Consider the following 26,099-nt stretch of genomic DNA (forward strand, 5'->3'; position numbering starts at 1 on the left):
CAAGCGGCTATCAGACGGCTTCGCGCAACTGTTTGGAGGAAACGCCTTTGCCCGACAGGGTTGAGAAGATCACAAGGCTGGATCCACCCTTTTGCGGCGCGAAGCGGCAGGACAACTGGCGACCATCCCGCATGGCGACCGTTGCGGTCCACTCATTTCGTTCCCGATTGTGAAAAGCGAAGTCCCGGAAATCACCCCAGACCGGGGTCGGAACTGTCATCTGATGCCACTTTCGGGTCGCGTCCACGACGGTGGAGCCTAGAACGGACTCCTCCGACGGATCGTCCCAGAGTTCCTTGTAGGCGGTGTTGGAGAACGTCATCTCTCCGGTTGTGGAGAAAAGCGCAACTGCGTCGTCGAGCGAGTCGATGATTGCCTGTGATTGTTCCAGCTGAGCCCGAAAACGCCTTGTTAGAGACATTTCGGCGCTGATGTCCTCGAATAGCAGAGCCATCGCTCCGTCCGGGTGAGGGCGTCCGGTTACACGGTAGGTCTGCCCATCGGGCAGTGACCAGGTCTCGGCGTATGTGCCGTTCATTGCGGCGTTCTCGAGATCCGAAATCGATTTTCGCCAGCTTCGGTAATCGCGTGGTTCTGGCATCACCCGATTTTCGCGAAGCTGATCGAGAAAACTGACAAGCGATGGCCGACTGGTTAGAAAATCGACTGGAAGAGAGGTGAGGTCGGTCAAAGCCGGATTGAAAAGCGCCAGCCTTCGCGAACGGTCGAAAATGGCGAGACCGATCGTCAGATCCGAGAATGTCTTGGTCAGGGTCTGAGTGAACTCACGTCGCCGCGACTCGCTTTTTACCGCTTCGTCGGCACGAAATGCGGTGCATAGCGTTTCGTTGCCCAACCTGGTCAGATGGCAGTCATACCAATTCGCGACTTCGCCCGACGCCGCATGCAATTGAACGCGTCTGAGATGATCTTTTCCCGATGTCCCCGCGGCCCCAAGATCTTTGAAAAGATGGGGGATCGGCCACATGCTGGTTCGCCGTGTGCCGAAAACCTGTGTAACGGCTTCCAGATAGTTTTGGTTGGCCCATATCACCTCGCCAGCGGAATTCTGTCGCCAGACATGAAACGGAGCGACCTTAGTAATTGATCGCAGCATGTTAAGTTCGTCCCGTTCCGCATCAAGACAATGCATATCCCGGCGCCCGGGGGATACGGTCTGCCGGGAGGTCACCTGCAACCGAACCTCGTCGCCGGCGACTTCGCGAATTATCTGGAGATTTCCATCGCGGGAACTTGCCGACAGATCAGGCTTCTTGTCGGGTTTCGCGAGCAGATCATCAAGCCCGTCGAAGCGTGAAGACAGAAGCTGCCGCAATCGCATTTCGTCACTCGTGCCGTCGATGATGCAGTCCAGCTGCCTTCGCCCCTCGAAATTTGCCTGAATCAATCTTCCACCACGCAGGTGGAAGATTTCACCGTCCTCACCGAATTCCTTCCGTTCGGTTTGTGAAGAGCTTTGCCTTCCGCGCGCAAAACGCAGAACGCCCAGTGTCGCGACAAGCGAAAGAAGAACGCCGGTGCCATAGGGCACGACAGATAGAATCCCGGATTGAACCACGATACTTCCCCCAGAACATACCGGCGATATCCTCGGCGGATGTGGTTAACGATGCGTTAACCCGGACAAGGAAGAAGGCGTCAGCCGCGGATCGGCTGGTTCTCTCCAAGCGCCATGCGTTCTACCTCTTCGGAAGCCGCGATCCGGGACTTTTTCCAGCGCGCTTCGACAACGGCGCCACTGCGTTCGCCAGGTGTTGTGCCGAAGTCGCTGCCATTGGCAAAGCTCATTTCAGCTCCCGAGCGCTCCAGAAGAGTTTTCGCGATAAAGAGACCAAGGCCCATACCTTCGTAACCCGGCCGGTGTCTCGACGCGGATACGCGGCGCCTTCGACTGACAAACGGGTCGCCGAGGCGGTTGATGACCTGCGGGGAAAAACCTGGTCCGTCGTCCACGATGCGCACGCCAAGCGTATCGTCGTCCCAGAACACATCGACCCAGATGTTTGCCGAGGCGAAATCTACCGCGTTCTGCACGAGGTTGCGCAGGCCATGAATGATTTCGGGGCGACGTTCGATGACAGGCTGGCGGGGATCGGCGTCCCGAACCGGGCCAATGTCATAATGCAGTTCCTTGCCACGGTCGGAATGCGGCTCGGCCGCTTCGCGGACCACGGCGGCGAGGGGTGCGCGACGCATGTGCAGATCATCCTTACCCGCCTGTCCCATAGAACGCAGGATGTCCCGGCACCGATCTGCCTGATCCCGGATAAGCGTTGCGTCCTCCTGAAGATCGGGCCTGTCGTCCAGCTCTTCGATGAGTTCGGCACTTGCCAGTTTGATCGTTGCCAGAGGGGTGCCAAGCTCATGAGCCGCCGCAGCGACGACGCCGCCAAGGTCAGTCAGCTTTTGTTCCCGCGCCAGCGCCATCTGCGTTGCGGTCAGCGCTTCGGACATCGCGTGCACCTCTGCCGTTACCCGGCTGGCGTAGACGGAGAGAAAAATCACGCCAATGGTAATCGCGACCCAGAATCCATAGACGAAGACAAGGGGCATGCGCATGACAAAACCCTGATCGGTGCGCAAGGGCAGGTTCCAGATCGCAACGATACTTACCAGGAGAATGCTCAGCGTCGCGATCAGTGCGGTGGTTCCTGTCTTCAACGCCATGGCCGAGATTGCGACCGGAGCAAGGATTAGCAGCGCGAAGGGATTGTTCAGGCCACCTGTCAGGCCGACAAGGAAGGCAAGCTGCGTGACGTCGAAGATCAGCATCCCGGCAACCTCGGCTTCGGTAAGGCGCTTGTTCTCGGGATAGACGAATACCGCGATCAGGTTGGCGACGATCGACGCACCGATGGCCAGGAAACACAGACCCAGCTCCAGATCGAGGTCGAACAGGCGCTGGGCGACCGTGATGGCCGCCAACTGGCCGAAGATTGCGATCCAACGCAGAACGATCAGCGTCCGAAGACGCACCCAGTTCGATCGGTGTTCACGCGGGTCGTATGTGTCTTGCGTCGCGATGGCGCACACCTTTTCGGGATGAGACAGACTGACTACTTGTAGTCGGCGGTCGCGTCGGGGATCAATGCGGCGTTCATCGGAGACGGGTCATGTCGAAACTTTATGCCGGGCTCTCGGCGCTGGTTCTTGCCGCGATCATCGGTGGAACGGCTCTTTATACCACCCTGCAGAGGCCGGACGACTGTGGCGGAAATTCCGTCGCGGGCGGGTCAGCCGCGATTGGGGGGCCGTTCGAGCTCGTCGCTCCTGATGGCAGCATCGTTGGGGAGACGGACGTGATCGACCGTCCTGCACTGGTCTACTTCGGCTACACCTTCTGCCCGGATGTCTGCCCGTTCGACGTCGCGAGGAATGTCCTCGCCGTGGATCTTCTTGACGAACAGGGCATCGACGTGCGGCCGGTCTTCATTTCGATCGATCCCGAACGAGATACGCCAGAGGTGATGGCAAAATACGCGCAGGACATGCACCCGAAGATGATGGCTCTGACCGGATCCGCAGAACAGGTCAAGAGCGCCGCGCAGGCATACAAGGTGTATTATGCGAAGGGGAGTGGGGAGGGTGAGTTCTACCTGATGGATCACTCCACGTTCACCTATCTCATGCTGCCGGAAACGGGCCTTGCGACATATTTCGGCAGGGACGCTACACCCGAGGACATTGCCCAGCAGACAGCATGCCATGTCGGGGGCTGACGGTGGTGTTTGACCGGGTGGTGCCTGCGCTCTAATGTCTCCGCAAGCGATTGGGAGACGGGAAATAATGGCAGACAAGCCCCTGAAAGATATCGGGCCGGATAACACACTTCTCATCGTCGACGATGACGAGCCGTTCCTGAAGCGCTTGGCCCGCGCCATGGAGAAACGGGGGTTTGCCGTTGAGACTGCGGAATCCGTAGCGGCAGGGACCGCCATCGCCACAGCCCGCCCGCCGGCCTTTGCCGTGGTCGATCTTCGGCTTGAGGACGGGAACGGCCTTGACGTTGTCGAGCGGATCAGGGAGCGCCGCTCCGACAGCAAGATTGTGGTCCTTACGGGATATGGCGCGATTGCCACCGCCGTTGCTGCAGTCAAGATCGGGGCGACCGATTATCTGTCCAAGCCCGCAGACGCGAACGACGTTACGGCGGCCTTGCTGGCCACGGGTGACGAACTGCCACCCCCACCAGAAAACCCGATGAGCGCTGATCGTGTCCGCTGGGAACATATCCAGCGCGTTTACGAACTTTGTGACAGGAATGTCAGCGAAACCGCGCGGCGGCTGAATATGCATCGCAGGACGCTTCAACGCATCCTGGCGAAAAGATCTCCGAAGTAGCTTTAGAGTCCTGCAAGGAGTTGGCGGTGGCGTTCGACGAACGCCTCGCGGACTTCGACGGGCGGACGAAGCTTCAGCTTCAGTCCGCGCGCAAGGTCTTCATCCGGCGCTCCGAAATACTTGCTGGCCTCGTCCAGCGTGAAGCCTGCGAGTTGTACCGCTTCGAGCCATGCAGAGATCTTGTCGGCTTTCTTGATCTTCTTCTTGATGGCCTGCGGGATCGAGGCGGGAAGGCCGAAGCGGATGTGAACAGCGGCCGCCAGTCGATCGTCAAGCGCGCCATAGCCCGGTCCGACTGCCGCCTTTACCGGAGAGATCATGTCGCCGATCACGTATTCTGGCGCATCATGAAGGAGCGCGGCCAGACGCCATTTCGCAGGCGTATCCGGCATCATCCGTCCGAAAATCTCCTCGACGAGAAGAGAATGCTCTGCAACGGAATAGGGGAAATCCCCCTTGGTTTGTCCATTCCATCGGGCCACGAAAGCCAGTCCGTGGGCGATATCCTCGATCTCGATGTCGACCGGTGTCGGATCCAGCAGATCAAGCCGCCTGCCGGATAACATGCGCTGCCATGCGCGTGCCTGTGTCTTTCGTCCTGCCATGCGCCTGATGTCATGCGAGGATCACCGGAGGTCAAGTGGCTTGTGGGAACGGCGATCTCTCTCAGGAGTTGCGGCAAACGTGCCTGTTTCGGCATCAAATGGTCACGTTCTTGGCCATTATTCCGGCAAAGTTCGGGTGCAGCATTCATATCAGGCACCCGATTCCATGCTCGACGGAATGGTTGTGGGAAACACGGACTCAAGCTGACTGAATTAGGCCAGCAATAACACTTGAAGAGTAGGAAGGTACGAGAAACCGGGAGGACGACGAGGCAACGCGGCATGGCCGCATTATAGGAGAAGCAGATGCAACGCATCCTTACCGGCCTGACCGTCTTGGCAGTACTTCTACCCTCGGCATTGAACGCTCAGGCGACCTGCGCCACACGCGCCACGCTGATCGAAAAGCTTGAAACCGGATATGGTGAGGCTTTCGCCGGCGGCGGACTTCAGAACTCCACCAGTATTTTCGAGGTCTGGTTTTCCGAGGAAAAGGGAACCTGGACCATTCTGATGACCCGTGCGGATGGCACGTCCTGCATCATGGCATCCGGCACAAACTGGCGGGAAGCGCTGCCCACGCAAAAGATCGCAAAGGGCACGCCAAGCTGATTAGGTTGCCGGACGGGGGCACCGGTGCTAAGTGGCCCGCTGAATAGCTCAGGAGCGGGACATGACAAAGGATTTTGTCGTCAAAGACATTTCGCTTGCAGCCTTCGGGCGCAAGGAACTCGATATCGCCGAAACCGAGATGCCCGGCCTGATGGCCTTGCGCGAGGAATACGGCAAGGCGCAACCGTTGAAGGGTGCGAGAATCGCCGGATCGCTTCACATGACGATCCAGACAGCGGTGCTGATCGAGACACTCAAGGCCCTTGGTGCCGATGTGCGCTGGGCCTCTTGCAACATCTTCTCGACACAGGATCACGCGGCGGCCGCGATTGCCGAAGGTGGTACGCCGGTGTTTGCTGTGAAGGGGGAGACGCTGGAAGAATACTGGGCGTATACCGACCAGATTTTCCAGTTCGCCGAAGGCGGCGCGAACATGATCCTGGACGACGGCGGCGATGCGACGCTTTACATCCTGATGGGTGCACGGGTTGAAGAGGGTGAGGAAGACCTGATCGCCGTTCCGACCAGCGACGAAGAAGTTGCTCTGTTCGCGCAGATCAGGAAGCGGCTGAAGGAAAGCCCAGGCTGGTTCGTCAAGCAGCGCCACATGATCAAGGGTGTCTCCGAAGAGACCACGACCGGCGTCCACCGTCTCTACAAGATGATGGAAAAGGGTCACTTGCCGTTCCCGGCCATCAACGTCAACGACAGCGTCACCAAGTCGAAGTTCGACAACAAGTATGGCTGCAAGGAATCTCTGGTCGATGGTATCCGCCGCGCCACCGATACGATGATGGCCGGCAAGGTTGCCGTCGTCTGCGGATATGGTGACGTCGGAAAGGGTTCGGCGGCGTCGCTGCGCGGGGCAGGTGCGCGCGTCAAGGTGACCGAGGTCGATCCGATCTGCGCGCTTCAGGCTGCGATGGACGGCTACGAGGTCACGCTTCTGGAGGATGAGGTCGATAGCGCCGATATCTTCATCACGACCACCGGCAACAAGGACGTAATCCGCATCGAGCATATGCGCGAGATGAAGGACATGGCGATCGTCGGCAACATTGGCCACTTCGACAACGAAATCCAGGTTGCGGCTCTGAAGAACCACAAGTGGACCAACATCAAGGAGCAGGTGGACATGATCGAGATGCCTTCGGGCAATCGGATCATTCTCCTGTCAGAAGGGCGCCTTCTGAACCTGGGCAATGCCACCGGTCACCCGTCCTTCGTGATGTCCGCCAGCTTTACCAACCAGGTTCTGGCCCAGATCGAGCTTTGGACGAAGGGCGACAAGTACGACAACAAGGTCTACATCCTGCCGAAGCATTTGGACGAAAAAGTCGCGCGTCTGCATCTTGGCCGGATCGGCGCAAAGCTGACGGAACTGAAGCCGGATCAGGCGGAGTACATCGGCGTAAAGCCAGAAGGCCCGTTCAAGTCTGATCACTACCGGTACTAGTCACGAGAAAAATCTCGAAAAGGGGCCGCTTTTGCGGCCCCTCTTTTCTTCAGATCAGGGTCAGCACGCCGCCGATAATCGCGCAGCCAAAGGTGGCGTAACCACCGTCAATGAGCGTCAGCCTGAATGGCCGCATCCCGTAGGCGTTGTTGATCATGATCCACGGGCTGATGAAGAACAGACCGACACCAAGCCCCGCCACCGCGCCCTTGCCGAATTCGTCGATCCCGGAAAGAGCGAAGATATGGCGCATCATGCCGGATACGACGATCATGGCGATGGCGGACAGGATGAACGGCATCGGGCTTCCGCCCTTGGGGCGTCCGTTTTCATCGCATTCTATGCCGGAAGCTTCGATCCAGGGTTTTGAAAGGGCCATGTACCATACGGCGCCAAATACCCAGGCTGCTGCCGCCGCCGCCAATACACTTATCAGACTCATGTTGCTTGCCCTCCCACAGCCTCGCCGGGGTCAGTCTGCATCCCGCGCGCGCTTTCATGAAGGGAATTTTGCTACGCGAGCCCTGACATCCCGCAAATCACAGCCCATTCATCGGCGGTGACCGGTTGAACCGAGAGCCGTGAATTCTTCAGCAGCACCATGCTCTGAAGCCTTGGCTCAGCCTTCACGTCGTCAAGTGTCACGGGGCTTGGAACCGGGTTGACCGCCTGGATGTTCACGCATTCCCAACGCTCGTCATCAGTTGTGCTGTCGGGATGTGCTTCCGCGATCACCTCGACAATTCCGACGATCGCCTTCTCGGATTGCGAGTGATAGAAAAAGCCTCGGTCGCCGATCTTCATTTCGCGCATGAAGTTGCGGGCCTGGTAGTTCCGCACTCCATTCCACTCTTCGCCCTCGGCGCCTTTGGCCACCTGGTCGTCCCAGCTCCACGTGGAGGGTTCGGACTTGAACAACCAATAGCGCATCTCTCATTCCTTTCCCGCAGGCCGAGACAGCAGCGTTTCGATTGCCATGGGGATGTCAAGGTGGCCTTCGGTGACGGCCGCAATGGCATTGGTCAGCGGCATGTCCAATCCCATCTTGGCTGCCTCGGCCGCAACCGCCTGCGCTGTCGCGATGCCTTCGACCGTCGCGTCGGCATCGGGCGAGCCTCCCTTTCCCAGCAGAACTCCGGCGGAAAAGTTGCGTGATTTCTCGGATGTGCAGGTCAGAACAAGGTCTCCAAGACCGGAAAGGCCTTGAAGTGTCTCGGTTTCGGCGCCTCTTTGGCGCGCATAGCGGGACATCTCCGCAAAGCCGCGCGCGATCACCGATGCCCTCGCGCTGTCGCCAAGACCGGCCCCGATGGCGATGCCGGCCGCAATGGCGATGATGTTCTTGAGAGCACCTCCCAACTGCGCTCCAGAAACATCGGACGTCCGATAAATCCGGAGCGCGGGCCGGTTCAGCGCGCGCTGGACCGGTTCGGCATCGCCCCGCATGGCAAGGACAAGCGCCGTCGGCAGGCCGCGCGCAATATCCACCGCAAAGCTGGGACCGGTCAGGCAGGCCGCGCGCGCAGAGGGGAGGACAGATGTGATCACATCGACAGGTCCAAGTCCGGTGCCCCGTTCGATGCCCTTGGCACAGGAGACGATCGCGCAGTCCGTGAGCCGCTCGCCGTTCTCCTCCAGAAAAGCGCGAACGCGCTGGGCGGGAACGGCCACCAGAGCGATATCCGCTTGAGGAATGTCTCTGGCAATGGTCAGGCTGGCCGGCAGGCTCAGGCCCGGAAGGGCCTTTCCACTCATGCGCGTCTCCCTCATGCGGTCGGCGTCGAGGCGATCGCGCGACCAAAGTGAAACTTCGCTGCCGTCTCCGGAAAGCGCTATGGCAAGGGCGGTTCCAAAGGCCCCCCCGCCGAGTACCGAAATGCTCATGCCTTGGCTCCCTTTTTGCCGTGGCCCAGCAAGCTGGGGGCGGTGGTGTCCAAAGGCCATCGCGGACGGGCGACAAGGGGTTGCTGCCCGGGATCGCCGATGCGGACCAACTCTATTCCCGCCCAGGCGATCATCGCGGCATTGTCCGTGCACAGACGCAGAGGCGGAGCGGTGAAGGCAACGCCCATTTCCCGGCAAACAGTCTCTAGACCTGACCGAATCATGGAATTCGCGGCAACTCCTCCGGCGACGGCCATCGCGGGCTGAGACGGGGAAGTAGCCATGTACTCGGTCAGCGCGCGGCGCGATTTCTCGAGCAGAACATCCGTAACGGCGGCCTGGAAGCCAGCCGCGATATCCGCACTGTCCTGGACAGTCAGGCCTCCTTGCGCGGCAACAAGATCATCCCGGCAGCGCAGAACGGCGGTCTTGAGGCCGGAAAAACTCATGTCCATGCCGGGACGGTTGAGAAGGGGCCTGGGAAACTCGAAACGTTCTGGATCACCCGACTTCGCTTCGTTTTCGATTGATGGTCCCCCGGGTTGAGGAAGGCCCAAAAGGCGCGCAGTCTTGTCGAATGCCTCGCCCGGCGCGTCGTCAATGGTGCCGCCCAGCCTTCGAAACGCATTCGGGCTGTAAGCGATCAGGAACTGGCAGTGTCCCCCCGATACGAGAAGCACGAGATACGGAAATTCCAGCTTGTCGGTCAGTCTCGGGGTCAGCGCATGCCCGGCGAGATGGTTTACCCCGATCAGCGGTTTACCCGACCCCTTGGCCAGCCCCTGCGCCAGCATGACGCCACTCAGAACGCCGCCGATCAGCCCGGGACCCGCCGTGACTGCAATCGCGTCGATGTCGGCGAGGGTCATCCCCGCTTCGTCGAGAGCGGCTTCGACGGCAACATCCATTTTTTCGGTGTGCGCACGCGCGGCGATTTCCGGCACTACGCCACCGAAAGCTGCATGAAGCGTCGTCTGATCGACCACGACCGAAGACAGGATGGTCCCGTCATTGCGGACGATCGCTGCTGCCGTGTCGTCGCAGCTGGATTCGATCCCGAGCATGGTCAGTTGTTTTGACATTCTGTCCGGCTTGCCTGCGTGTGAACGGGCAGCTACCACCGGAGACACGTTCAGACAAGCAGGGCGAGCCAATGACCGACGCAGAGCCAACGCTGCTGCTGACCCGCCCCGAGGCGCAATCGCGGGCGTTTCTGCACCAATGCGAGGCCGCCGTCGGGCGGAGGTTGCCGACTGTCGTTTCGCCCGTCATGGAGATCGAACGGATCGGTGAACTGCCCGATCTCGATGGCTATGGCACGATCGTCTTCACGTCGGGAAACGGAGTGAGAAGTGCTTTGGAGACGGGAAGCCTGACGGGGCGCACGGTCGCAACGGTTGGCAAAAAGACCGCCGACCTGGCGAAGGCAGCCGGTGCCGATGCCGTTCCGCTTGGCGAAGACGTCGATGGCTTCATTGCGGGGGCAGGGGGCCTGACCGGTCCGGTCCTCCTGTGCCGCGGGGTTCATTCGCGGGGGGACTTGGCCGAAATTCTGCGCGGCCTGGGCCTGGCTGTCGATGAAGCGGTCATTTACGATCAGGCGGCGCGTGCCTTGTCTTCGGCGGCGCTGTCCCTTCTTGCCGGAACAAATCCTGTCATCGTTCCGATTTTTTCACCCCGTAGCGCAGCGCTGCTGGCGGGCTATGGCGAGATTACGGCCCCGGTCACTGTCATTGCGATGAGCCGCAATGTAGCCGACGCTTGGTCTGGTCCGGGGGAGGTTCTCGTGGCAGAAAAACCGACCTCCGAGGCAATGTGCTCACTGACAATAAGCTATTTCTGAGCCGGGACCCTTGGACTCACGGGTTCGGGACACTAAACTCCCGTCGATAAAGAATTTCCCGGCCAGTATTGGTTTGACGAACGAAAGGTCCCTTGTCGTGGCACGCAGTTCAAAGTCTTCGAAAGGTTCGACAAAACAGTCCGAAGAGACGGATCAGACGGGCAAGGATGAGTTCGAGATCGCTGCAGATCAGGTCGCAACGGAATCCGTAGACCCCGAATCGTTTGCTGACACGGATGCCGCGACTTCCACCGAGGAAGGCTCCGGATCTGTGGAAGAAGCCGTTGTCGAAGAGGATGCGGAGGCCAAGGCCGAGGCGTCGGAGCTGCCTTCCGGGGCCGAAGCAACGACCGAGACTGCCGCCGAGCCTGAATCACCCGCCGTTCCCGGAGTGATCCCTGCGCATGCGCCATCGGTTGAACCCTCGGCTCCACCGCCACCGCCTGTTCCGGCGTCCTCGGGGCCGGGGACGTTCGGTCTCGTTTTCGGAGGACTTCTGGCTGGAGCCATCGGTTTCCTTGTCGCTACATTCGCCGTTCCCGAGGGTTGGCCAAATCCCGCTCCTTCGGGCCTGGATGCGCTGCAATCGACCCTGGAGGAGCAGACCGGCAAACTGGAAGCATTGACTGCCGAAGTGACGGAAATCCGCAATTCAGCCTCAACGGCACCCTCCGCCGGAGAGGCGCCCGACCTGTCGCCGCTCATGGACCAGCTGGCCGGGTTCGAGAGCCAGTTGGCCGATACCGCCGCATCCTTCGAGACCCAGATCGGAGCCCTTTCCGGAGAGATCGACGGGTTCGAGGCGCGGCTGGCTGAGTTGGAGGCTCGTCCTGTTGCTCCGACCGGCCCGGACGGATCTGCGGCCATGGAAGCCCAACTGGAGGCGTTTCGCCAGCAGCTTGACGAAGTGACCGCCGACGCGGAACAGAGGATCACCGAAGCACAGGATCGAGCCAGCGCGATCGAAGCCGAAGCAGCCGAAGCTGCAGAAACCGCGAGGAGACAGGCGGCGCTGTCGTCCCTGAAAGCTGCACTGGACAGCGGAGCGGCGTTCACAGAACTGCTTTCCGACCTTCCGGATGTCCCGGAACCGCTTGCATCGGCGGCGGAAAGCGGCGTGCCGACTCTGACCGGCCTTCAGAATGGGTTTCCGGACGTTGCGCGCGAGGCCCTCTCGCAGGTCCAGGTCGTTCCCGAAGAGGCATCGACCGGCGAACGTTTCGTGGCCTTCCTCAAGCGCCGGACGAATGCTCGATCGCTAACCCCGCGCGACGGAGATGATCCTGACGCGGTTCTGTCACGGGCCGAGGCTGCCTTGTCCAATGGTGATCTTGGATTGGTCCTGGATGAGCTGTCCGCGCTGCCGGAGGCCGCAAGGGGGGCCATGTCGGCGTGGATCAGCGCCGCAGAAACCCGTGTTTCAGCCCTGAATGCGTTCACGTCGCTTGAGACGGCAAACAACTGAGGATGAATTGAGATGTTATGGTCATTGATAAAGGTCATCCTCTTTCTCGGGTTCGTTGCCTTGGCGGCATGGAGCGCCGGCCTCCTGATGGAATCGGAGGGTGGCGTTCGCATTGCCGTCGCCAACTACGAGTTTACACTCGGTGCGCTCGAGTCCGTTATCGGGCTCATGGTGCTTGTTCTTGCAGTCTGGCTAGGGCTGAAGATCGTCGGCCTTATCGTGGCCTTCCTTCACTTCCTGAACGGGGACGAGACCGCGATCACGCGATATTTTGCCCGGAATCGTGAGCGGAAGGGCTACGATGCGCTGGCTGAAGGGATGATGGCGCTTGCGTCTGGCGACGGCAGGCTCGCGCTGACAAAGGCCGCCAAGGCCGAGCGGCTGTTGCATCGCCCCGACCTGACAACGCTTCTGACGGCGCAAGCGGCCGAGCAGGCAGGTGATCGAGCAAAGGCGGAGGAGGCTTACAAGAGGCTTCTTTCCGACGAGAAGACCCGGTTTGTCGGCGTGCGCGGCCTGATGCAACAGAAACTCGAGGCAGGGCAGACCGATGTTGCGTTGAAGCTTGCTGAAAAGGCATTCGCGCTGAAGCCCAAGCACGAAGGCACTCAGGACATTCTTCTAAAGCTTCAGGCCGGTGCCCATGAATGGTCTGCCGCGCGCAAGACACTTGGCGCCAAACTGAAGCACGGAGGCCTGCCGCGCGACGTGCATAAGCGCCGGGACGCGGTACTGGCGCTTGGCGAGGCGAAGGATATCCTGGACGAAAGCAAGCCGATCGAGGCGCGCGAAGCCGCGATCGCCGCCAATCGCCTTTCGCCGGACCTGATTCCAGCTGCGGTCATGGCGGCGGATGGATATGTCTCGGACGGCAAGCCGAAGAACGCGACCCGGGTCCTGAAGAAGGCTTGGGAGGTGCAGCCGCACCCTGACCTTGCCGCCGCATTCGCGCGCATCAAGCCCGATGAGAACCCCAGGGAACGCATTGCGCGGTTCCGCCTTCTGACGAACATGCACCGGGACAACCCCGAGACGCGCATGCTTGAAGCCGAGCTGCAGATCGCGGCTGAGGATTTCCCCGAAGCCCGCAAGGCGCTGGGCGATCTCGCCGAAACCGATCCGACGGCAAGATCGCTTACGATCATGGCGGCCATCGAGCGCGGTGCGGGGGCGGACGATGCTGTCGTCAAGGGATGGCTTGCCCGTGCGCTTACGGCACCGCGCGGTCCGAAATGGGTTTGCGACAATTGCCAGAAAACCCATGCCGAGTGGGGCCCCGTTTGCGACAGCTGCGGTGGTTTCGACACTCTCAGCTGGCGCCGGGCCGAAGAGGAGGTGTCGGATCTTCCCGCGGGTACCGAAATGTTGCCGCTCATCGTGGGCCAGATTGCAAAGGCCGCGCCTGAGATCGAGGACGCGGTCGTTGCCGATGCCGAGATTGCCGAAGTCCCGGACGGGGGCGCCGAGGAGCCGGCTGATCCAGACAGCGCCGATCGAAAATCCTCCGCCAACGCCGACGCGCCGCCTGCCGACTACGCGGTGGACGAGGACACATATTCGGACGAAGACGCGGTTGTGAAAAAAGACGCAACTTAGGACTATCCTTCGCGCCCGATCCTTGCTAACAGGCGCGCCGGTAAGCCGCTGTAGCTCAGCTGGTAGAGCACGTCATTCGTAATTAGCGGGTCCGCTCGCGATTGACGTTCTCGACCAATCGGTTAGAAGCACGGGCAAGGAACTAGTAGGGCCATAGTAGGGTCCAGGAAGCCGCTGTAGCTCAGCTGGTAGAGCACGTCATTCGTAATGATGGGGTCGGGGGTTCGAGTCCCTTCAGCGGCACCAGTTCTTCAACAAAATCAGATTCTTAATCAGAAAACACTCGCTTGGCTGATGTCGAGTGTCTGCTTTGATCCCCAATGCAGACATGCTTGTGCGGCTGCAGCATTATTGCGAAAGCTGCCGTTCGCTCGGGTGTACGCCAATGTCTCAGTTGCGGACAATGCTGCCGTTCAGGCTAGAGCATGGTATAGAGTAAGCGACATGACCAAAGTTGCCATCTTCAGTGATCTTGATGCAGTCGAGCTCGACAGACTGGCAAGGCAGAATGGTTTCCGAACGATGGGAAGCCGAACGTGGGCACGTCGGACGGCAGAGTTCGTTCAGGTCGTCAATCTCCAGCGCTCGCAGTGGTCCAATGAAACTCGCTACCTAAATTTTGCCCTATGGCCTCTAGCGTTGGGTGAACCGACATCCTTCGCGGAGAGCAAGTTCCATTTCAGAACTCGAGCCGAGAGCATGGCGGCGCGTGGGCTAAGGGAATTCTTCACAGAAGCCGACAAACTGACGACGCTTGTCGAGTTGGCTGAGGCGCTCGAAACGAATCGCATATCGGGCCTCGTGTCCAAGGATCTCCGCCCTCTCCTGACACCTCGTGCCTGACCGGGCACGGCAAAGCGACCCATTCAGGCTCTGAAACTCCGATCACGTCAACAAATTGAACGTCCGCCTTTTTAAAGAGAAAACGTTCAACCTGCGCACCTAATTGACTGTTTGGCGGGACGGAGCCGCCACTAGTCTGGCCCACCCAAATTGACCACCTTGAGTGCTAGCGCTGGAATGCAATGTTGTTTTTTTGAAATTCCGTCGTCGCATTAGTGTGCGGATAGGCCTGATCCGGCACCGGGACCTCGAGGAACTCGCAGAGCGGCCCCCATCCCGAGCCCAGTTCATAAACTAGGAGGCGGTCGGCCGGGATTGCCGACTTCACCTCTGCGATGTGCGCTTCAAATTCTTCAATTGCGCGCTCCTCGTTGTCGAAGCGATCGCCGAGGAAGACGTCCACAAACTCCTGGATCTGGCGCATGTGGGAAGCATCCGGCGGCATCTCGGTTTCGCGGAAGACCTTGATCGTCTTCGAGTATGACGCATACCAACCTTGAGGATCGCGTACCGACAAGATCACCTTCGCGTCCGGGTATCGCTCGGCCGACTCGCGCCATAGGTGGGCGCCGGGCCAATCGACCTGGGACCGATAGCCAGCGAACAGCAGGTCGAGATCAAGCGGTGCCCCGCCACAGAAATGGTCGTGCCATGGCCCCGCCTTCTCAGGATTGTCCCGGATCTCGTGCATATGGTGGCATGGCCCAAAGCCGAGAACTGTCAAAGCCTCGCGCAGCGAATCCGTGCCTGTCCGTCCGAAGCCGGCGCCGATGATTTCGAGAGCCATCTGCAAATCTCCTTGCTGCAACTTGATCGTACATATTGAGCATAGTGCGGCCCTACATACGGTCTGACAATGACCAAAATCTGGACCGTTCCTGGGGACAGAGATTCCAAAAAATCGTGGCTCAGAAGAGCGCCGCTTGGAACTGGCGTCCCAAATCTTCCGAAGGTGTAGTTGGCACCCGGAGCGGACATGGTGAGGGTCTGGGGCAAGGTCCGCTCAGCGGGACTTAGCCGCCACCTGAAAAGCCTTTCCTGATCAACACAAGGTATGCCGAGATCGGCCGGCACACATAGATAAACTAAGATATTTGCGCGCGAGCGCCTTTCTACTAACATCAAGAGACAAACAAAGTAGGGAGGGTAGTGATGTATCTTGGGAAAGTACTTGTAGGTGTGATTGCATTAGGTTGCGCCTCGGTTGCAGCTGTGGCGCAAGAAGACGATGCGGGCCATGGAAGCGATTACCGCACATTCAGCGCCGATGGTGTCGCCTACGGCCAAATCGGCAATAGCTACACCGCCGACTTGGTCATGTATCTCGCCGGCAACCAGTTCATGGTGATGGAAGAGCTCATCACCGCCTTTCAGGCGAAAAACCCCGACATCGAAACGATCTACGTGGAAACGATCCCACCAGGACAGATCATGAACGGCCAGATCCTTAACCAGGGCCAGATCGAAGGTCAGGACACGGCCATGAATCCCGACATCTACGCGTCAGTGCGGGTGAACCACCTGCAACGGCTGGCGCAGGACGGGATCATGCACGACTACATGACATACATTCACAACAAGCTTGAACTCATGGTAGCCGAGGGCAACCCGAAGGGTATCAAGGGCGTCGAAGACCTCGGCCGAGACGACCTCGTACAATCCCACCCGAACCCCCAGTCAGAGGGCATCTTCCGCTTTTACGGCTCCCAGATGCTGAAAGACGTTGGCTTGCACGAAAAGGTCACCGGTGGCGCAGACTGCCGCGAATGCTGGGCAGTGGAAGGCAAGACATGGTTCACGGCACGCCACCACCGCGAAACGCCGGACCGGATAGAGAAAGGCGAGGCTGACGTCGGCATCGTCTGGACGACTGAGGTGATCGAAGCCAAGAAGCACGACCGCAAAATCGATGGCGTCGCGATCCCAGACGAGTTGAACAAGGGCGACGTGGTTGGCTACGCCATCGGAGCGCTGTCGACTGGGCGCAATCCCTACAACGCGATGCGCTATTTGTCTTGGCTCGGCACCGACGAGGCGCAGGGCATCTACGAAAGCTACGGCTTCATCCCTGCGACAGCTGAGGAACTGAGGCTTAAGCCCTTGGTCACACAATAAGCATTGCTAGCGGAGAGGTTATGCCTCTCCGCGTGCCCTGAGATTGCAAGTTTTGCGAGGGGCGAAATGGCCCCACAGCAAACCTACGTTGCAAGCCCGCTCCGGGCTCGACGTGGACGCTTGGCTGAAACTGCTCTTTGACCGCTCAGCGGGACAAAGGCGACGCTGTTCCACGAGAAGTCTGGCGGGCCTAGGCGGTTCTGTCCTTGCTGAAATCTCGGCGCAACTGAAATCCGATTGCGAGTTTGACGATTACATTGCAAAAGGGCAATGTTTGTATATGGGCTCCCTCACGCAAATCGAAGTGCTGCTGCCTGAAATCCGCGCGTATGCGAGGGCACTTTGTGACCGCCAGGAGAATGCCGAAGATCTGGTGCAGGATGCGATAGAGCGGGCTTTGAGAGCCGAGGACCGCCCAGGCACGCTCTCCGAATTCAGGCCTTGGATGTTTCGCGTGATCCGAAACCTTCGATACGATGAATTGCGAAAACGCCGTGTCAGACGGGAATATATTTCCAGAGAGAAACGTCTTTATGGTCAGGCATACTGGGCGCAGGACCATGCCCGGGATGTTCTTTTGCGCCTCGCTTTCGAACGTATGCCATCGAAAAAACGGGAAATCCTTTTCCTTATCGATGTTGTAGGACTCAAATATGCCGAGGCGGCGGAAATCATGGGCGTGGCGGCTGGTACGGTGATGAGCCGGCTAAGCCGCGCACGTAAGGCACTGCGCGACGAGGTGGACATTCAGGCGGATGACAGGTCCAGGAGAAAATCTGATTTGAAATCGAGCGATTGAATGGGAAACAGAAATGGAACCGACCGACACGGATTTAGAACTGGTCAATGCCTTTCATGACGGCGAGCTTGACCGTCATGCCGCGGCGGCCTTCGAGGAGCGCCTTGCAGCGGAGCCAGCGTTGCAGGCTGCGCTGGAAGAGGTCTCTGAAATCTCCCGTGCCCTTGGCGCACTCCGGCCAGCGGTCACTAACGCACCCGGAAACAGAACAACTCGATCTGCTGTTTTCGACGGTCTCACGGTCGCAAGAATGGCGGTTGCGGCGTCGCTAGCCGCGGTCTTTCTGGCTGGAGCGACACTCCTTCTACCCGGCCAGTCGGAGCTGTCACCAACTCCGTTCGATTGGCATCGACTTTTCGTCGCTCAGGACTATCCGAGTGTCGATGCGAACCACGCCACGCCAGCGGCGCATTGGATCGGCAATGTGCCAGACCTGAGTTCCGCGAGGTTGACGCTGGTCGATGCGGCCGGCTCTGTGGGCGAAGAATTCTACTTTCACTACTCGGGCGTAAACGGTTGCAGATTGACCTTCGGAATTCATCTCGAAAAGCCCGATGTTCCCGCCGACGAACCCGATCTCCTTGTTCGAAACTGGAGTGCACGAGAACTGCATTACTCCCTGTTTGCTGTGGGAATGGATCGTCACAGATTTGAAGCGATCGCAAGGATGCTTCTGCAGGAAACCGAGACAGGCAGTCCGGGTAGCAGCAGCTTGTTGGCTGTCAGGGAAGCTACCCGAGCTGCCGTGCCATGCGCATAATTCCCATTTTGGAGGAGTTTAGCGCGATGGAAAGTTAGGACGGTCGGTGTTGTAGTTTTCGGCGAGGTAGTCGAGGATCGTGTTCCTGTCTTCCGAAGTCAGTTCCCCCATTCCCTGTTCCTCGATCATCCAGTCAAATAGCTTGTCCCAGCCTTCGCGCGTTTTGCCCTGTTGCGCCACGATCATCTCCGAGTGGCAAGGCGTACAGGCGTAATAGGTTACGTCTACGCCCTCGGCATTGACCAGAAGGCCGAAATCTTCATCGACTTGCTCCACGGTGGCTTCGCTTGCGCTTGCGGATATTGGAAGCGGGTTGTCGCTCTGTCCGTTCAGATAGAGGATCAGGTCCGCCCGTTGTTGCGGATCCGACAATCCGCGATAGCTCATGCGAGTTCCCCTGAAAGTTCCTCTTGGATCGGCAAGAAAGGCATCCAGTTGCTCTGGTGTCCAATCGCCATCCGCCTCGCTCAGGGCGGAGGAATAGCGAAACCCATCGACTGCTCCGATCTTACTGCCGACCACTCCGTAAAGATTGGGTCCGGTCCGATTGGCGCCATCTTTTTCGATTGTGTGGCAGGCCTTGCACTGTCGGAACAGGCTTTCGCCGGATGAGGCGCTGGCCGCCTCCAGCCGATCATCGATATCTTGTGCCGAAACAGGTGTGTGAAGAGCAAGCCCCACCGCGATGGAGGCGGAGGCAACCCGTATGTTTTTCATAGAATTCTCCCGTTCACAACTGGAAGAGCGGCGGCTTTCCACCGCCGCTCCGAGACCCATTAGCTAACCTTCAGTCCGACACGGTGCATCGTGTTGTTCAGGTAGCCTTTCGGATTCCAGTCGATGGCAAAGGGTTGCGCGACCCCGGCGCTGTCCGTTGCCCTCGCCCAGACCTCGTAGTACCCGGCTTCCGGGAAACTGACATTTGCCCGCCAGTTCTGCCACGCGCCGTCGTTGACCGGAGCATCCACCGTGGCCTCTTGCCAAGTGGCGCCAAAGTCAATCGAGATGTCCATCCGGTCGATGGTGCGGTCACCTGACCATGCGTGCCCGCGCACTTCCGTTGACATGCCGGTCTCGGCGCCATTCGCCGGGAAGGTGACTAGCGACTTTACAGGCATACGCTCGATGATCTCGAAATCCTCCGTCGGGACTTCTGTCCCGGCGGCGACTGGGTATCCCGGCACACGATACGACGTGCCCGTCATCTTGGGGCCATCATGCACGACATCGCGCAGTTCGATCCGTGTCAGCCACTTCTGCGAACATGAACCTGGCCAGCCGGGAACAACCAGGCGCAGCGGTGCGCCGTTCATCGGGTGCAGGTCGGCGCCATTCATCTGGAACGCAATCAGGATGTTGTCTGTCATAGCCTTGTCGATCGGCACACCTCGTGAAATGGGCAGTTTCTCCGGGTCGCCCGAAAGATGCGGATCGGCGCCGTAATGCGCGGTGTACACGACATCCGACTTCACACCTGCCTTCTCCAGCACATCTTTCAACCGGACTCCGGTCCACTCCGAACAGGCGACAGCACCATAGGTCCACTGGTTGCCGCTTGCCGGAGGATCGAAGAAGGCGCGCCCATTGCCGCCGCATTCGATCGTCAGGGCCATTGTGACGACTTCAAACTGAGATTTCAGTTCATCGATGGACAACTCCATCGGGTTGTCCACAAGACCGTCCACCGTCAGGGTCCAGCCATCCGCACTGGTGTTGTCCGGCACCGCACCATTGTTGCGGATGAAGTGCCGTTCGGTGGGCGTGATCGCATCGTCCAGCAACTCAGGCGGCGTTTCCGCATTTACGGGACGGTCATTAAGCAACGTCAGACCGTTCTTGCCAGCCAGTACATCGCCCTGCGCCATAGCCGCCGGAATGAAACCCTGGGGTATGTTGCGATGGAAAGGGATTGCCATTCCGACTGCGGCGGTCATCGTTGCCAGCCCGGCACCCTTGAGAAAACCTCGTCTGTCGGGATAACTCCGCCGTCCGAAAATCTCGATGTCCGCTTTTTCCGGGTCCTCCGCGAAGAACTTGCGGATATCCTTCGAGTTGTTTCCATCTGGTGCCATATTGTCCTCCCATTTTCAGAATGCACGCTCATGTGCTGTTTAAGGGACGTCTGGGTTGATCGTTTTATTCCATCGCTCCATTTTTTTCCGGATCAGAATGTGACTTCGCGGATGAACACCTGATCCAAAGCCAGCTTGCCTTGGAAATTCGGCATGTCGGCTTCGGGCTCGTTGCGGTCATTCGCTGCGTTTTGCACGAATGACGGCTATGAGCATCGGGCTTTTCCTTGGTGGCAGCGCCTCGGTATCTGCCTTTACAGCTTAATCAGCCATTCAGCGTCCGGTTGCCGGAAGGTGAGATCGTCCACCGGGCCTCTCAGATCGCCCAGGACGGTCCGTTTGCCGCGCGGGTGGGCCAAGCACTTGCCCAACGCTACCCGCCTTGGCCCGCCGAAGAGGTGGCCGAGAAGCGAATGTATGAGGGGTTCCCAGCCGGGCAGACGAAGGGCGCATGCAGGCGTTCCACGCGGCGACCTGGCCGGAACGCGCCGAGCTTGTTGAAACTTTCGAAGACGACCGCCTGCGCGAACTTGGCCGGCGCATCGTGTTTCTTGAACGGCCGGATGCTCTAAGGCCGGAACTTCGCACCGGGCTTGAGACCTGGCTGCACAATCGGTTGCACGGTCGAGAGGGTGTGGAGGCGGGGCGCACCATTGCCGATGCGGTCTGCGATCTTGAGGGGGTAACCGCAGACGAAAACAACACGACGGCGCTGAAGGAAATTCGACGTTGGCTGGAGGCCACTGCAGGGCGTAGGGGCGAGCACCACTAAGACCTAGGCCCGGGTTTGACCGGTTTTGCGGGTTTTTACACGCCGCGCGAGATGGTGGGCCAAAACAAACCCGGCATACCCGCAAAACCAGTGGGGGCGGCATTACCGACCCCACCAGTGTTCGTATCCGACCGCCCCTTAGAACGGAGGCTCAATTGGCGGGGGTGCGCCCGGAAACTCCAAGCGATACCGCTTCACACCGGACGGGTCATCTTCACAGCGCAGCACACGGCCACTAACAAGACGATCTTTGTGCTTGCCGAGGTACCGCCCGACGCTACGCGTATTGAACACGTGCCGCTGCGTGCGTTCGGCAAGCGCTTGATGCAATGCGGCCACCATCGAGCTCGGCGCGTTGTTCGTCTCTTCCACAAGTTCCGAAAGGGTGACGGCGCGGGAACCCAGCGCCTCCTCCCAGAGCTCGAGAAGCTCGGCCAGCTCATACTTCCGCGGATCATCAGCGATGACGTTCTCGCGCGTGAGGGCCGGGTCTTCTTCGCCGAGCCAGACCAGAGCCTCGCGCACTAGGTTCCATCCCTCGAACGAACCCATCGGGGTCATGCGGTTAGGCTTGCCCGCCACCACATATGCTCGGAGCACCGTAAGGGCCGCTGTGACAAGCCGCGGCCTGTTCGTTAACGCCTCTTCGATCGGATCGAATGAATGCTCGATCTGGTCGGGCCGCTCCGCGCCTGTGTCTATTCGGCAGACAAGTGTGCGGCGCCCCAAGTCCCCGATTACTTCAAGGTTATTGCCGGTCGCCATCACCAGGACGTTCGTGAGCATCTGCTCCATCTGCGACTTGCCGAGAATGCGCGATGCGATGACCTCGGACGTCAACATCGAACACAGCGTATCGCCGCCGAGCGGGCGCTCGCAGTTGTCGATAACAAGGACAGCGTCGCCGGCCATCAGGACACTTGAGAGGCGTTTTTCGTCTTCTTCAGGTGTCTTGCCTTGGGAGATAATTGTGGGCTTGTAACCCGACGCTATGACGCCGACCGTCTCGCATAGTAGCGTCTTTCCCGAGCCGGCCGTGGGCGCGTCGATGGCAAAGAGTGGCGCCGAAGGCAGGATACGGCGGATCACCGAGGTGATGGCGGCTGCCAGAAGCACCGACCCGTCCGCTGGACTGGGTAACTGATACTCGCGGAACGGTTTCTTTAGCTCGTTCAGAGCCTCTTTTGCGTCCTCATGCGTCGGACTCTCGGGAACGTGGGGAAAGATGACGCCACCTGGCTCGTACAGCAAGCCCGACGATAGGTCATATCCAGGCTCCTGCAGGATCGTGCCATCTGCCCGCATCGTGGGGCAGGACACGACGCCCCGCAGTACCGGCGCATTCCATTCACCCACGCGCGCCAGAAGGGCGCGCGCATGTTCCGCGGGGGGATTGATCGGATAGGCCTCCTCCTTGCCTTGCCTCACCCAGTCTGCCGCGATCGCGAGTTTCTCCCGCAGCCAGGCCGTGCTCAGAGGACGGATTAGCAGGGCGCCGCTTGGGCGCTTTACACCATCATCACCTTCACTGTGTGGAAGGCGTACGACACGCACGAGACTCTCGCCGCGCTGGTAGATGCCGAGCCCCGCTTTCAGGAGCGCGTCCTCGGCTGCGTCTACCTCGGCCGGCAGGTTGCCTCCACTTACAAAGATAACTGGACGATCCGAGCCGGCGGGATTTGCTGGGGCACCCTTGATGCAAAGCCACTTACGAAACGTCCGTTCCGCGGCTTCGAGGCCGAGGCGGGAACAGAGCTCGGGCAGCCCCCATGCACTCTCGCCCGCGTCGATGCGTGCGCGCGTGGCGGCAGATTTACCGCGGCGCTTTTCAGCTTCCTCATCGCAGCCCAGCGTTGCGACGCACTCGATCAGGTCATCGACTAAGTCATCACCGAGGCCTGCGCGGACAAGAATTCCAGCGAGCATCATGGCAATCTCGTCACGTTCTCCCGCAACGCTCGGATAATGCATCGCAATGGCCGACAAGAACGCCACGAGTCCCGCCCGCTTTATCAGTTCGTCAGGTTCGAACCGGGGTACAAGCCGCGGATTATCGTGCCAAGCAACTGTCTCGCCGCAGGGATGGATTGACGGGGGAAACATTGACTGATGCCTGTTTCCACGCAGCTCGAGCAGCATCTGACGATCAGCGCCGGATGTGTCTACCAGTGCCTTTGGAAGTTGAAATGGCACCTTCGTCTTGCCCAGATCGCAGTATACAACGCGGTGGCTGTACGGCGAACTTTGGCGCCCGAAGCTTGGCAAGTCAGGGAAGAGGATGCGCCCGAGTGCTGCGGCCTCGCGACAGTCAAAATCTAAGTCTATGAGTCCGCCGGAGCGGTCACCAAGGGCGATCCCGACATTACTAGCTGGCCCGAAGGCCTGTGCGATCTGGTCTTCGGTCCATTCCCGCGGTTCTTTCCACGGTTCCTTCGGGCGCTTTTCGTGCGTGGGGAGTCTTAGTGGTTCCCAGCCAAGCTTGTGGTAAGAAAGGGCCGCAGAACGCGGCCCCTCCATGATCTGATGAATGATCGGCTGGCTGTCAGGCATTGCCACCTCCCTGAATGAAGGTGTCGAGCGCCGACTTGCGGTACCGGATTGAACGGGTTCCGATGCGAGTCGGTTCCGGCCCGCGGCCCTGGCTACGCCATTTGTCGAGCGTGCAGGGCTGTAGAGTTAGGTATTTGGCCGCTTCCTTATTGTTCAGCAGGGGATCGCGGTCTAGTTCGGCCGCAGCGAACAAATGAGAGTATTTTTTCACGAAACTTCTCCATTAAGTTTTGTCGTACGCGGTGCATCGCGCGGCTATGGAGATGCCGTGTTTCTGGTGATCCAGGTTGGGAAGGAGCTAAGGAAATCTTCCCAACTTTTGTTTCTATTTCTTTAGTACAATCGGAACGCCGGCCTTCTTGATTGCTTCAGCGATCTCTTGCAGAGCCGCCCATTCGACGGACTCCAATGTGTAGTCTTGCTCTCTGACCCTGTGCGTAAGTGTACTCCGGTGATGAATTTCGGAGCCGTTCTTCAGTTTCTTTTGATAGCTGCCCGTATACATTTTTCTGAGGTTATCGATGCGCGTTGTTTTCTGATCTTTCCAGTCGCGTGTGCCGAATATCTGCTCCTCGGCCATCTTTGCCAGCGCGAGAGGTTTTCGCACCTTTGGCGGCTTCGCTGGAACTTCTTCTCCGCGGCGTTTGCGCCAGTGATAGTCAAATTCCGCAACTTCATCCTTGTATTCAGCCTCGGCCATCAGGCGGAGTCCTCGTTCATAAAGGCCTTCGTCATTCGGCTGTAGAGATGCCTTTTGGCCAGTGATCGCAAGCATGGCCTGATCAAGCCGCGCAAGGCGCGCAGTCTCTTCGAATTTCTTTAATTTCGCTTTGATCTTTGCCTTTTCCTTGCTTTGCTCAGCATCGTCCGCCTTGGCTTTCAATGCGGCCGCTTGGCCATCGATTAGTGAGAGCAGCAAAAGTTCGATCAGTGGCCGACCAAAGGCACTATATGGGGTCAAATCCTCATCAAAATCGTCGCTCATGCCGCGTACTGACCTCCTTTTGGCCCGCTTTTCGATAGCTCCAGAATTCTGCCCGCAACCGCCTCTACAGGTCCTCGCAGTCTTTCAGGCTGGCTGACAATATACCCTGCCGTGACGTCGCCTGTGAGGCGGTGGTTCAGGAGACGCTTCAAGGCGTAATGGGGTATGTCCTGATTTTCCGCTATTGTGATGAACGTGCGGCGCAGATCGTGAAGGGTAAAAGCGACCCCTGACCGCGCCGCCACCCGAGCTGTGAACTTCTTCGTTTCGACCAGGTGGCCGGTCTTGCCGCTACTCGGGAACACCCATGGCGACGTCCCGGTCTCGGCGCGCCGTGACCTTAGCAACTCGACCATGAAATCCGCCAGGGGAAGATCCAGCGGATCGCCGTTCTTGGTCTTCGGTATGTGCAGTGCTCGACCTTCCAGGTCGATGTAATCCCAGCGGAGGCTTGCGATCTCGTTCCGTCGCATGCCGGTGAACAGGGCAATCAAAAGGAAGTCGCGCGAATGATCCGGCTCCTCCATTACGGCAGCCCACCAGGCTGGCAGCTCGTGTGCTGGCACAGCACCGCGACGCCGCCGTTCGGGAAACCAGGCCCGTGCCTGCGTCAGGATCGCTACCGGGTTCGGAGGGAATTCATCATAGGCCGCAGCTGTGACGTTATATACAGACCGCAAATGCCTCATGACGTTGTTGGCCGTGACCTGGCCGTGTTCTGCACCGATACGCTGATGGCGCTTCAGGATCATTTGCCGAGAGATTGCCGTGATCGGTGACCGTTTCCAATCCCGGAGATAAAGGTCACGCGTGCGGCCATAGGCGTCAACGCTGCCCTTTGTCATATCTATTCTTACATCAAAAAAGCCGCTGAAAGCTTGGGCAAGAGTGATTGTCTCCTGGACTAAGCGGCGCTTCTCTTGGTTGGGGTCAATACCGCCTACCATATCGCTCAATGCCCCAAGGGCACGGCGACGAGCTTCCTCAACGCCTAGTACGTCGGCACGACCGAGACTTACGCGACGCGTGCGACCGTTTACCTGACCTTCAACAAAAAACACCTTGGAGCTTTTACCAACGCGAACACCGAGCCCACGCAAGGCCGCGTCCCTGTACAACTTCTGACCATTGGTTGTGAAAGGCAACGCTTCGATCGCGCGCTTGGTGAAATTCAGTTTTGACATCGAGACCTCCGTCTGGCCTCAACTCAACTTAAGTCATGATTGTCGAAAATACAATCATTATCAGACACTTATCAGAAGTATCATGCAGCGTACTACGCCGTCATGCGCGCGCGTGTGAGGGAAGGTCAGCGGGATCAGGACATATAGAGATACCTGTAGATGCTTAACCGTCTGTTTTTGGAACGGGGCTCTAGTA

26 protein-coding genes, 1 tRNA gene and 1 pseudogene are annotated in these 26,099 nt (G+C 59.1%); 13 read left to right on the forward strand and 15 right to left on the reverse strand.

Annotated elements, in window-relative coordinates:
* Window positions 1-10: 10 nt before the first annotated feature.
* Both ACKLNI_RS04910 and regB read right to left on the reverse strand, forming a co-directional pair.
* The gene (locus ACKLNI_RS04910) at window positions 11-1,579 is read right to left on the reverse strand and encodes a PAS-domain containing protein (protein ID WP_413717919.1); all 1,569 of its coding nucleotides are present in this window, start codon (window positions 1,577-1,579) and stop codon (window positions 11-13) included.
* Between the two features lie 80 nt (window positions 1,580-1,659).
* Window positions 1,660-3,054 (reverse strand): sensor histidine kinase RegB, encoded by a 1,395-nt coding sequence (gene regB / locus ACKLNI_RS04915; RefSeq protein WP_413717921.1) that lies wholly within the window; start codon window positions 3,052-3,054, stop codon window positions 1,660-1,662.
* Between the two features lie 80 nt (window positions 3,055-3,134).
* Between regB and ACKLNI_RS04920 the strand changes: the two genes are divergently transcribed.
* Both ACKLNI_RS04920 and ACKLNI_RS04925 read left to right on the forward strand, forming a co-directional pair.
* A complete protein-coding gene (locus ACKLNI_RS04920) occupies window positions 3,135-3,740 on the forward strand; it encodes an SCO family protein (protein WP_413717923.1) in 606 nt (201 codons plus the stop codon).
* A 67-nt stretch (window positions 3,741-3,807) separates the two neighbouring features.
* Entirely contained in the window at window positions 3,808-4,362 is a 555-nt protein-coding gene (locus ACKLNI_RS04925) for an ActR/PrrA/RegA family redox response regulator transcription factor (protein ID WP_413717924.1), read from the forward strand.
* Window positions 4,363-4,364: 2 nt separating this feature from the next.
* Here ACKLNI_RS04925 and ACKLNI_RS04930 read toward each other — a convergent pair whose 3' ends face one another.
* Window positions 4,365-4,967 (reverse strand): HD domain-containing protein, encoded by a 603-nt coding sequence (locus ACKLNI_RS04930; protein WP_413717925.1) that lies wholly within the window; start codon window positions 4,965-4,967, stop codon window positions 4,365-4,367.
* 306 nt (window positions 4,968-5,273) lie between these two features.
* Between ACKLNI_RS04930 and ACKLNI_RS04935 the strand changes: the two genes are divergently transcribed.
* Both ACKLNI_RS04935 and ahcY read left to right on the forward strand, forming a co-directional pair.
* Window positions 5,274-5,579 carry a hypothetical protein gene (locus ACKLNI_RS04935; RefSeq protein WP_413717926.1) on the forward strand — a complete coding sequence of 102 codons (306 nt, stop codon included), beginning with the start codon at window positions 5,274-5,276 and terminating at the stop codon, window positions 5,577-5,579.
* 61 nt (window positions 5,580-5,640) lie between these two features.
* Complete coding sequence (ahcY, locus tag ACKLNI_RS04940) at window positions 5,641-7,035, forward strand: adenosylhomocysteinase (protein ID WP_413717927.1); 1,395 nt, start codon at window positions 5,641-5,643, stop codon at window positions 7,033-7,035.
* Window positions 7,036-7,084: 49 nt separating this feature from the next.
* Here ahcY and ACKLNI_RS04945 read toward each other — a convergent pair whose 3' ends face one another.
* The 4 genes from ACKLNI_RS04945 to tsaD form a co-directional block, all read right to left on the reverse strand.
* Complete coding sequence (locus tag ACKLNI_RS04945; protein WP_413717928.1) at window positions 7,085-7,477, reverse strand: DUF1761 domain-containing protein; 393 nt, start codon at window positions 7,475-7,477, stop codon at window positions 7,085-7,087.
* Between the two features lie 71 nt (window positions 7,478-7,548).
* Window positions 7,549-7,965, reverse strand: coding sequence for an EVE domain-containing protein (locus ACKLNI_RS04950; protein WP_413717930.1), 417 nt, complete (start codon window positions 7,963-7,965; stop codon window positions 7,549-7,551).
* A gap of 3 nt (window positions 7,966-7,968) precedes the next feature.
* The gene (locus ACKLNI_RS04955; protein WP_413717932.1) at window positions 7,969-8,919 is read right to left on the reverse strand and encodes an NAD(P)H-dependent glycerol-3-phosphate dehydrogenase; all 951 of its coding nucleotides are present in this window, start codon (window positions 8,917-8,919) and stop codon (window positions 7,969-7,971) included.
* The gene (tsaD, locus tag ACKLNI_RS04960) at window positions 8,916-10,001 is read right to left on the reverse strand and encodes a tRNA (adenosine(37)-N6)-threonylcarbamoyltransferase complex transferase subunit TsaD (RefSeq protein WP_413717933.1); all 1,086 of its coding nucleotides are present in this window, start codon (window positions 9,999-10,001) and stop codon (window positions 8,916-8,918) included. Before tsaD ends, ACKLNI_RS04955 begins: the two co-directional genes overlap by 4 nt.
* Before the next feature lie 71 nt (window positions 10,002-10,072).
* Between tsaD and ACKLNI_RS04965 the strand changes: the two genes are divergently transcribed.
* The 5 genes from ACKLNI_RS04965 to ACKLNI_RS04985 all read left to right on the forward strand — a co-directional run bounded on the left by ACKLNI_RS04965 (window position 10,073) and on the right by ACKLNI_RS04985 (window position 14,666).
* Complete coding sequence (locus tag ACKLNI_RS04965; protein ID WP_413717934.1) at window positions 10,073-10,762, forward strand: uroporphyrinogen-III synthase; 690 nt, start codon at window positions 10,073-10,075, stop codon at window positions 10,760-10,762.
* A gap of 97 nt (window positions 10,763-10,859) precedes the next feature.
* The gene (locus tag ACKLNI_RS04970) at window positions 10,860-12,227 is read left to right on the forward strand and encodes a COG4223 family protein (RefSeq protein WP_413717935.1); all 1,368 of its coding nucleotides are present in this window, start codon (window positions 10,860-10,862) and stop codon (window positions 12,225-12,227) included.
* 12 nt (window positions 12,228-12,239) lie between these two features.
* The gene (locus ACKLNI_RS04975) at window positions 12,240-13,823 is read left to right on the forward strand and encodes a heme biosynthesis protein HemY (protein ID WP_413717936.1); all 1,584 of its coding nucleotides are present in this window, start codon (window positions 12,240-12,242) and stop codon (window positions 13,821-13,823) included.
* Between the two features lie 170 nt (window positions 13,824-13,993).
* Window positions 13,994-14,069: transfer RNA gene (locus ACKLNI_RS04980), tRNA-Thr, on the forward strand.
* 198 nt (window positions 14,070-14,267) lie between these two features.
* Window positions 14,268-14,666, forward strand: a complete 399-nt coding sequence (locus ACKLNI_RS04985) for a DUF4304 domain-containing protein (RefSeq protein WP_413717937.1) — start codon at window positions 14,268-14,270, stop codon at window positions 14,664-14,666.
* Window positions 14,667-14,832: 166 nt separating this feature from the next.
* On the opposite strand, the gene ACKLNI_RS04990 is transcribed toward ACKLNI_RS04985, so the two are convergent.
* Complete coding sequence (locus ACKLNI_RS04990; RefSeq protein WP_413717938.1) at window positions 14,833-15,453, reverse strand: sulfotransferase family protein; 621 nt, start codon at window positions 15,451-15,453, stop codon at window positions 14,833-14,835.
* A 365-nt stretch (window positions 15,454-15,818) separates the two neighbouring features.
* Here ACKLNI_RS04990 and ACKLNI_RS04995 point away from each other — a divergent pair, with 365 nt between their 5' ends.
* The 3 genes from ACKLNI_RS04995 to ACKLNI_RS05005 all read left to right on the forward strand — a co-directional run bounded on the left by ACKLNI_RS04995 (window position 15,819) and on the right by ACKLNI_RS05005 (window position 18,340).
* Complete coding sequence (locus tag ACKLNI_RS04995; RefSeq protein ID WP_413717939.1) at window positions 15,819-16,781, forward strand: molybdate ABC transporter substrate-binding protein; 963 nt, start codon at window positions 15,819-15,821, stop codon at window positions 16,779-16,781.
* A 280-nt stretch (window positions 16,782-17,061) separates the two neighbouring features.
* A complete protein-coding gene (locus ACKLNI_RS05000; protein ID WP_413717940.1) occupies window positions 17,062-17,580 on the forward strand; it encodes an RNA polymerase sigma factor in 519 nt (172 codons plus the stop codon).
* 13 nt (window positions 17,581-17,593) lie between these two features.
* Window positions 17,594-18,340, forward strand: coding sequence for an anti-sigma factor family protein (locus ACKLNI_RS05005; RefSeq protein WP_413717941.1), 747 nt, complete (start codon window positions 17,594-17,596; stop codon window positions 18,338-18,340).
* An 18-nt stretch (window positions 18,341-18,358) separates the two neighbouring features.
* Here ACKLNI_RS05005 and ACKLNI_RS05010 read toward each other — a convergent pair whose 3' ends face one another.
* Together ACKLNI_RS05010 and ACKLNI_RS05015 are read right to left on the reverse strand one after the other, a co-directional pair.
* Window positions 18,359-19,057, reverse strand: coding sequence for a c-type cytochrome (locus tag ACKLNI_RS05010; protein WP_413717943.1), 699 nt, complete (start codon window positions 19,055-19,057; stop codon window positions 18,359-18,361).
* A gap of 59 nt (window positions 19,058-19,116) precedes the next feature.
* Window positions 19,117-20,412 (reverse strand): sulfite oxidase, encoded by a 1,296-nt coding sequence (locus tag ACKLNI_RS05015; RefSeq protein ID WP_413717944.1) that lies wholly within the window; start codon window positions 20,410-20,412, stop codon window positions 19,117-19,119.
* A 451-nt stretch (window positions 20,413-20,863) separates the two neighbouring features.
* Here ACKLNI_RS05015 and ACKLNI_RS05020 point away from each other — a divergent pair, with 451 nt between their 5' ends.
* Window positions 20,864-21,184, forward strand: coding sequence for a hypothetical protein (locus ACKLNI_RS05020; protein WP_413717945.1), 321 nt, complete (start codon window positions 20,864-20,866; stop codon window positions 21,182-21,184).
* Between the two features lie 138 nt (window positions 21,185-21,322).
* Here the strand turns inward: ACKLNI_RS05020 and ACKLNI_RS05025 are convergent, their stop codons facing one another.
* The 5 genes and pseudogenes from ACKLNI_RS05025 to ACKLNI_RS05045 all read right to left on the reverse strand — a co-directional run bounded on the left by ACKLNI_RS05025 (window position 21,323) and on the right by ACKLNI_RS05045 (window position 25,903).
* Window positions 21,323-23,179, reverse strand: coding sequence for a hypothetical protein (locus tag ACKLNI_RS05025; RefSeq protein WP_413717971.1), 1,857 nt, complete (start codon window positions 23,177-23,179; stop codon window positions 21,323-21,325).
* Window positions 23,180-23,242: 63 nt separating this feature from the next.
* Window positions 23,243-23,734: pseudogene (locus tag ACKLNI_RS05030) on the reverse strand (bifunctional DNA primase/polymerase); the annotation flags it as partial.
* Window positions 23,727-23,945 carry a helix-turn-helix transcriptional regulator gene (locus ACKLNI_RS05035; RefSeq protein WP_413717946.1) on the reverse strand — a complete coding sequence of 73 codons (219 nt, stop codon included), beginning with the start codon at window positions 23,943-23,945 and terminating at the stop codon, window positions 23,727-23,729. The pseudogene ACKLNI_RS05030 and the gene ACKLNI_RS05035, both read right to left, overlap by 8 nt.
* Window positions 23,946-24,059: 114 nt before the next feature.
* Window positions 24,060-24,719 carry a hypothetical protein gene (locus ACKLNI_RS05040; RefSeq protein WP_413717947.1) on the reverse strand — a complete coding sequence of 220 codons (660 nt, stop codon included), beginning with the start codon at window positions 24,717-24,719 and terminating at the stop codon, window positions 24,060-24,062.
* Window positions 24,716-25,903: a tyrosine-type recombinase/integrase gene (locus ACKLNI_RS05045; RefSeq protein ID WP_413717948.1), complete on the reverse strand. Its 1,188-nt coding sequence runs from the start codon at window positions 25,901-25,903 to the stop codon at window positions 24,716-24,718. The genes ACKLNI_RS05040 and ACKLNI_RS05045 overlap by 4 nt, the downstream gene beginning before the upstream one ends.
* Window positions 25,904-26,099 lie beyond the last annotated feature (196 nt).

The sequence above is a fragment of the Silicimonas lutimaris genome, assembly GCF_047314965.1.
Lineage (GTDB): Bacteria > Pseudomonadota > Alphaproteobacteria > Rhodobacterales > Rhodobacteraceae > JAVJUV01.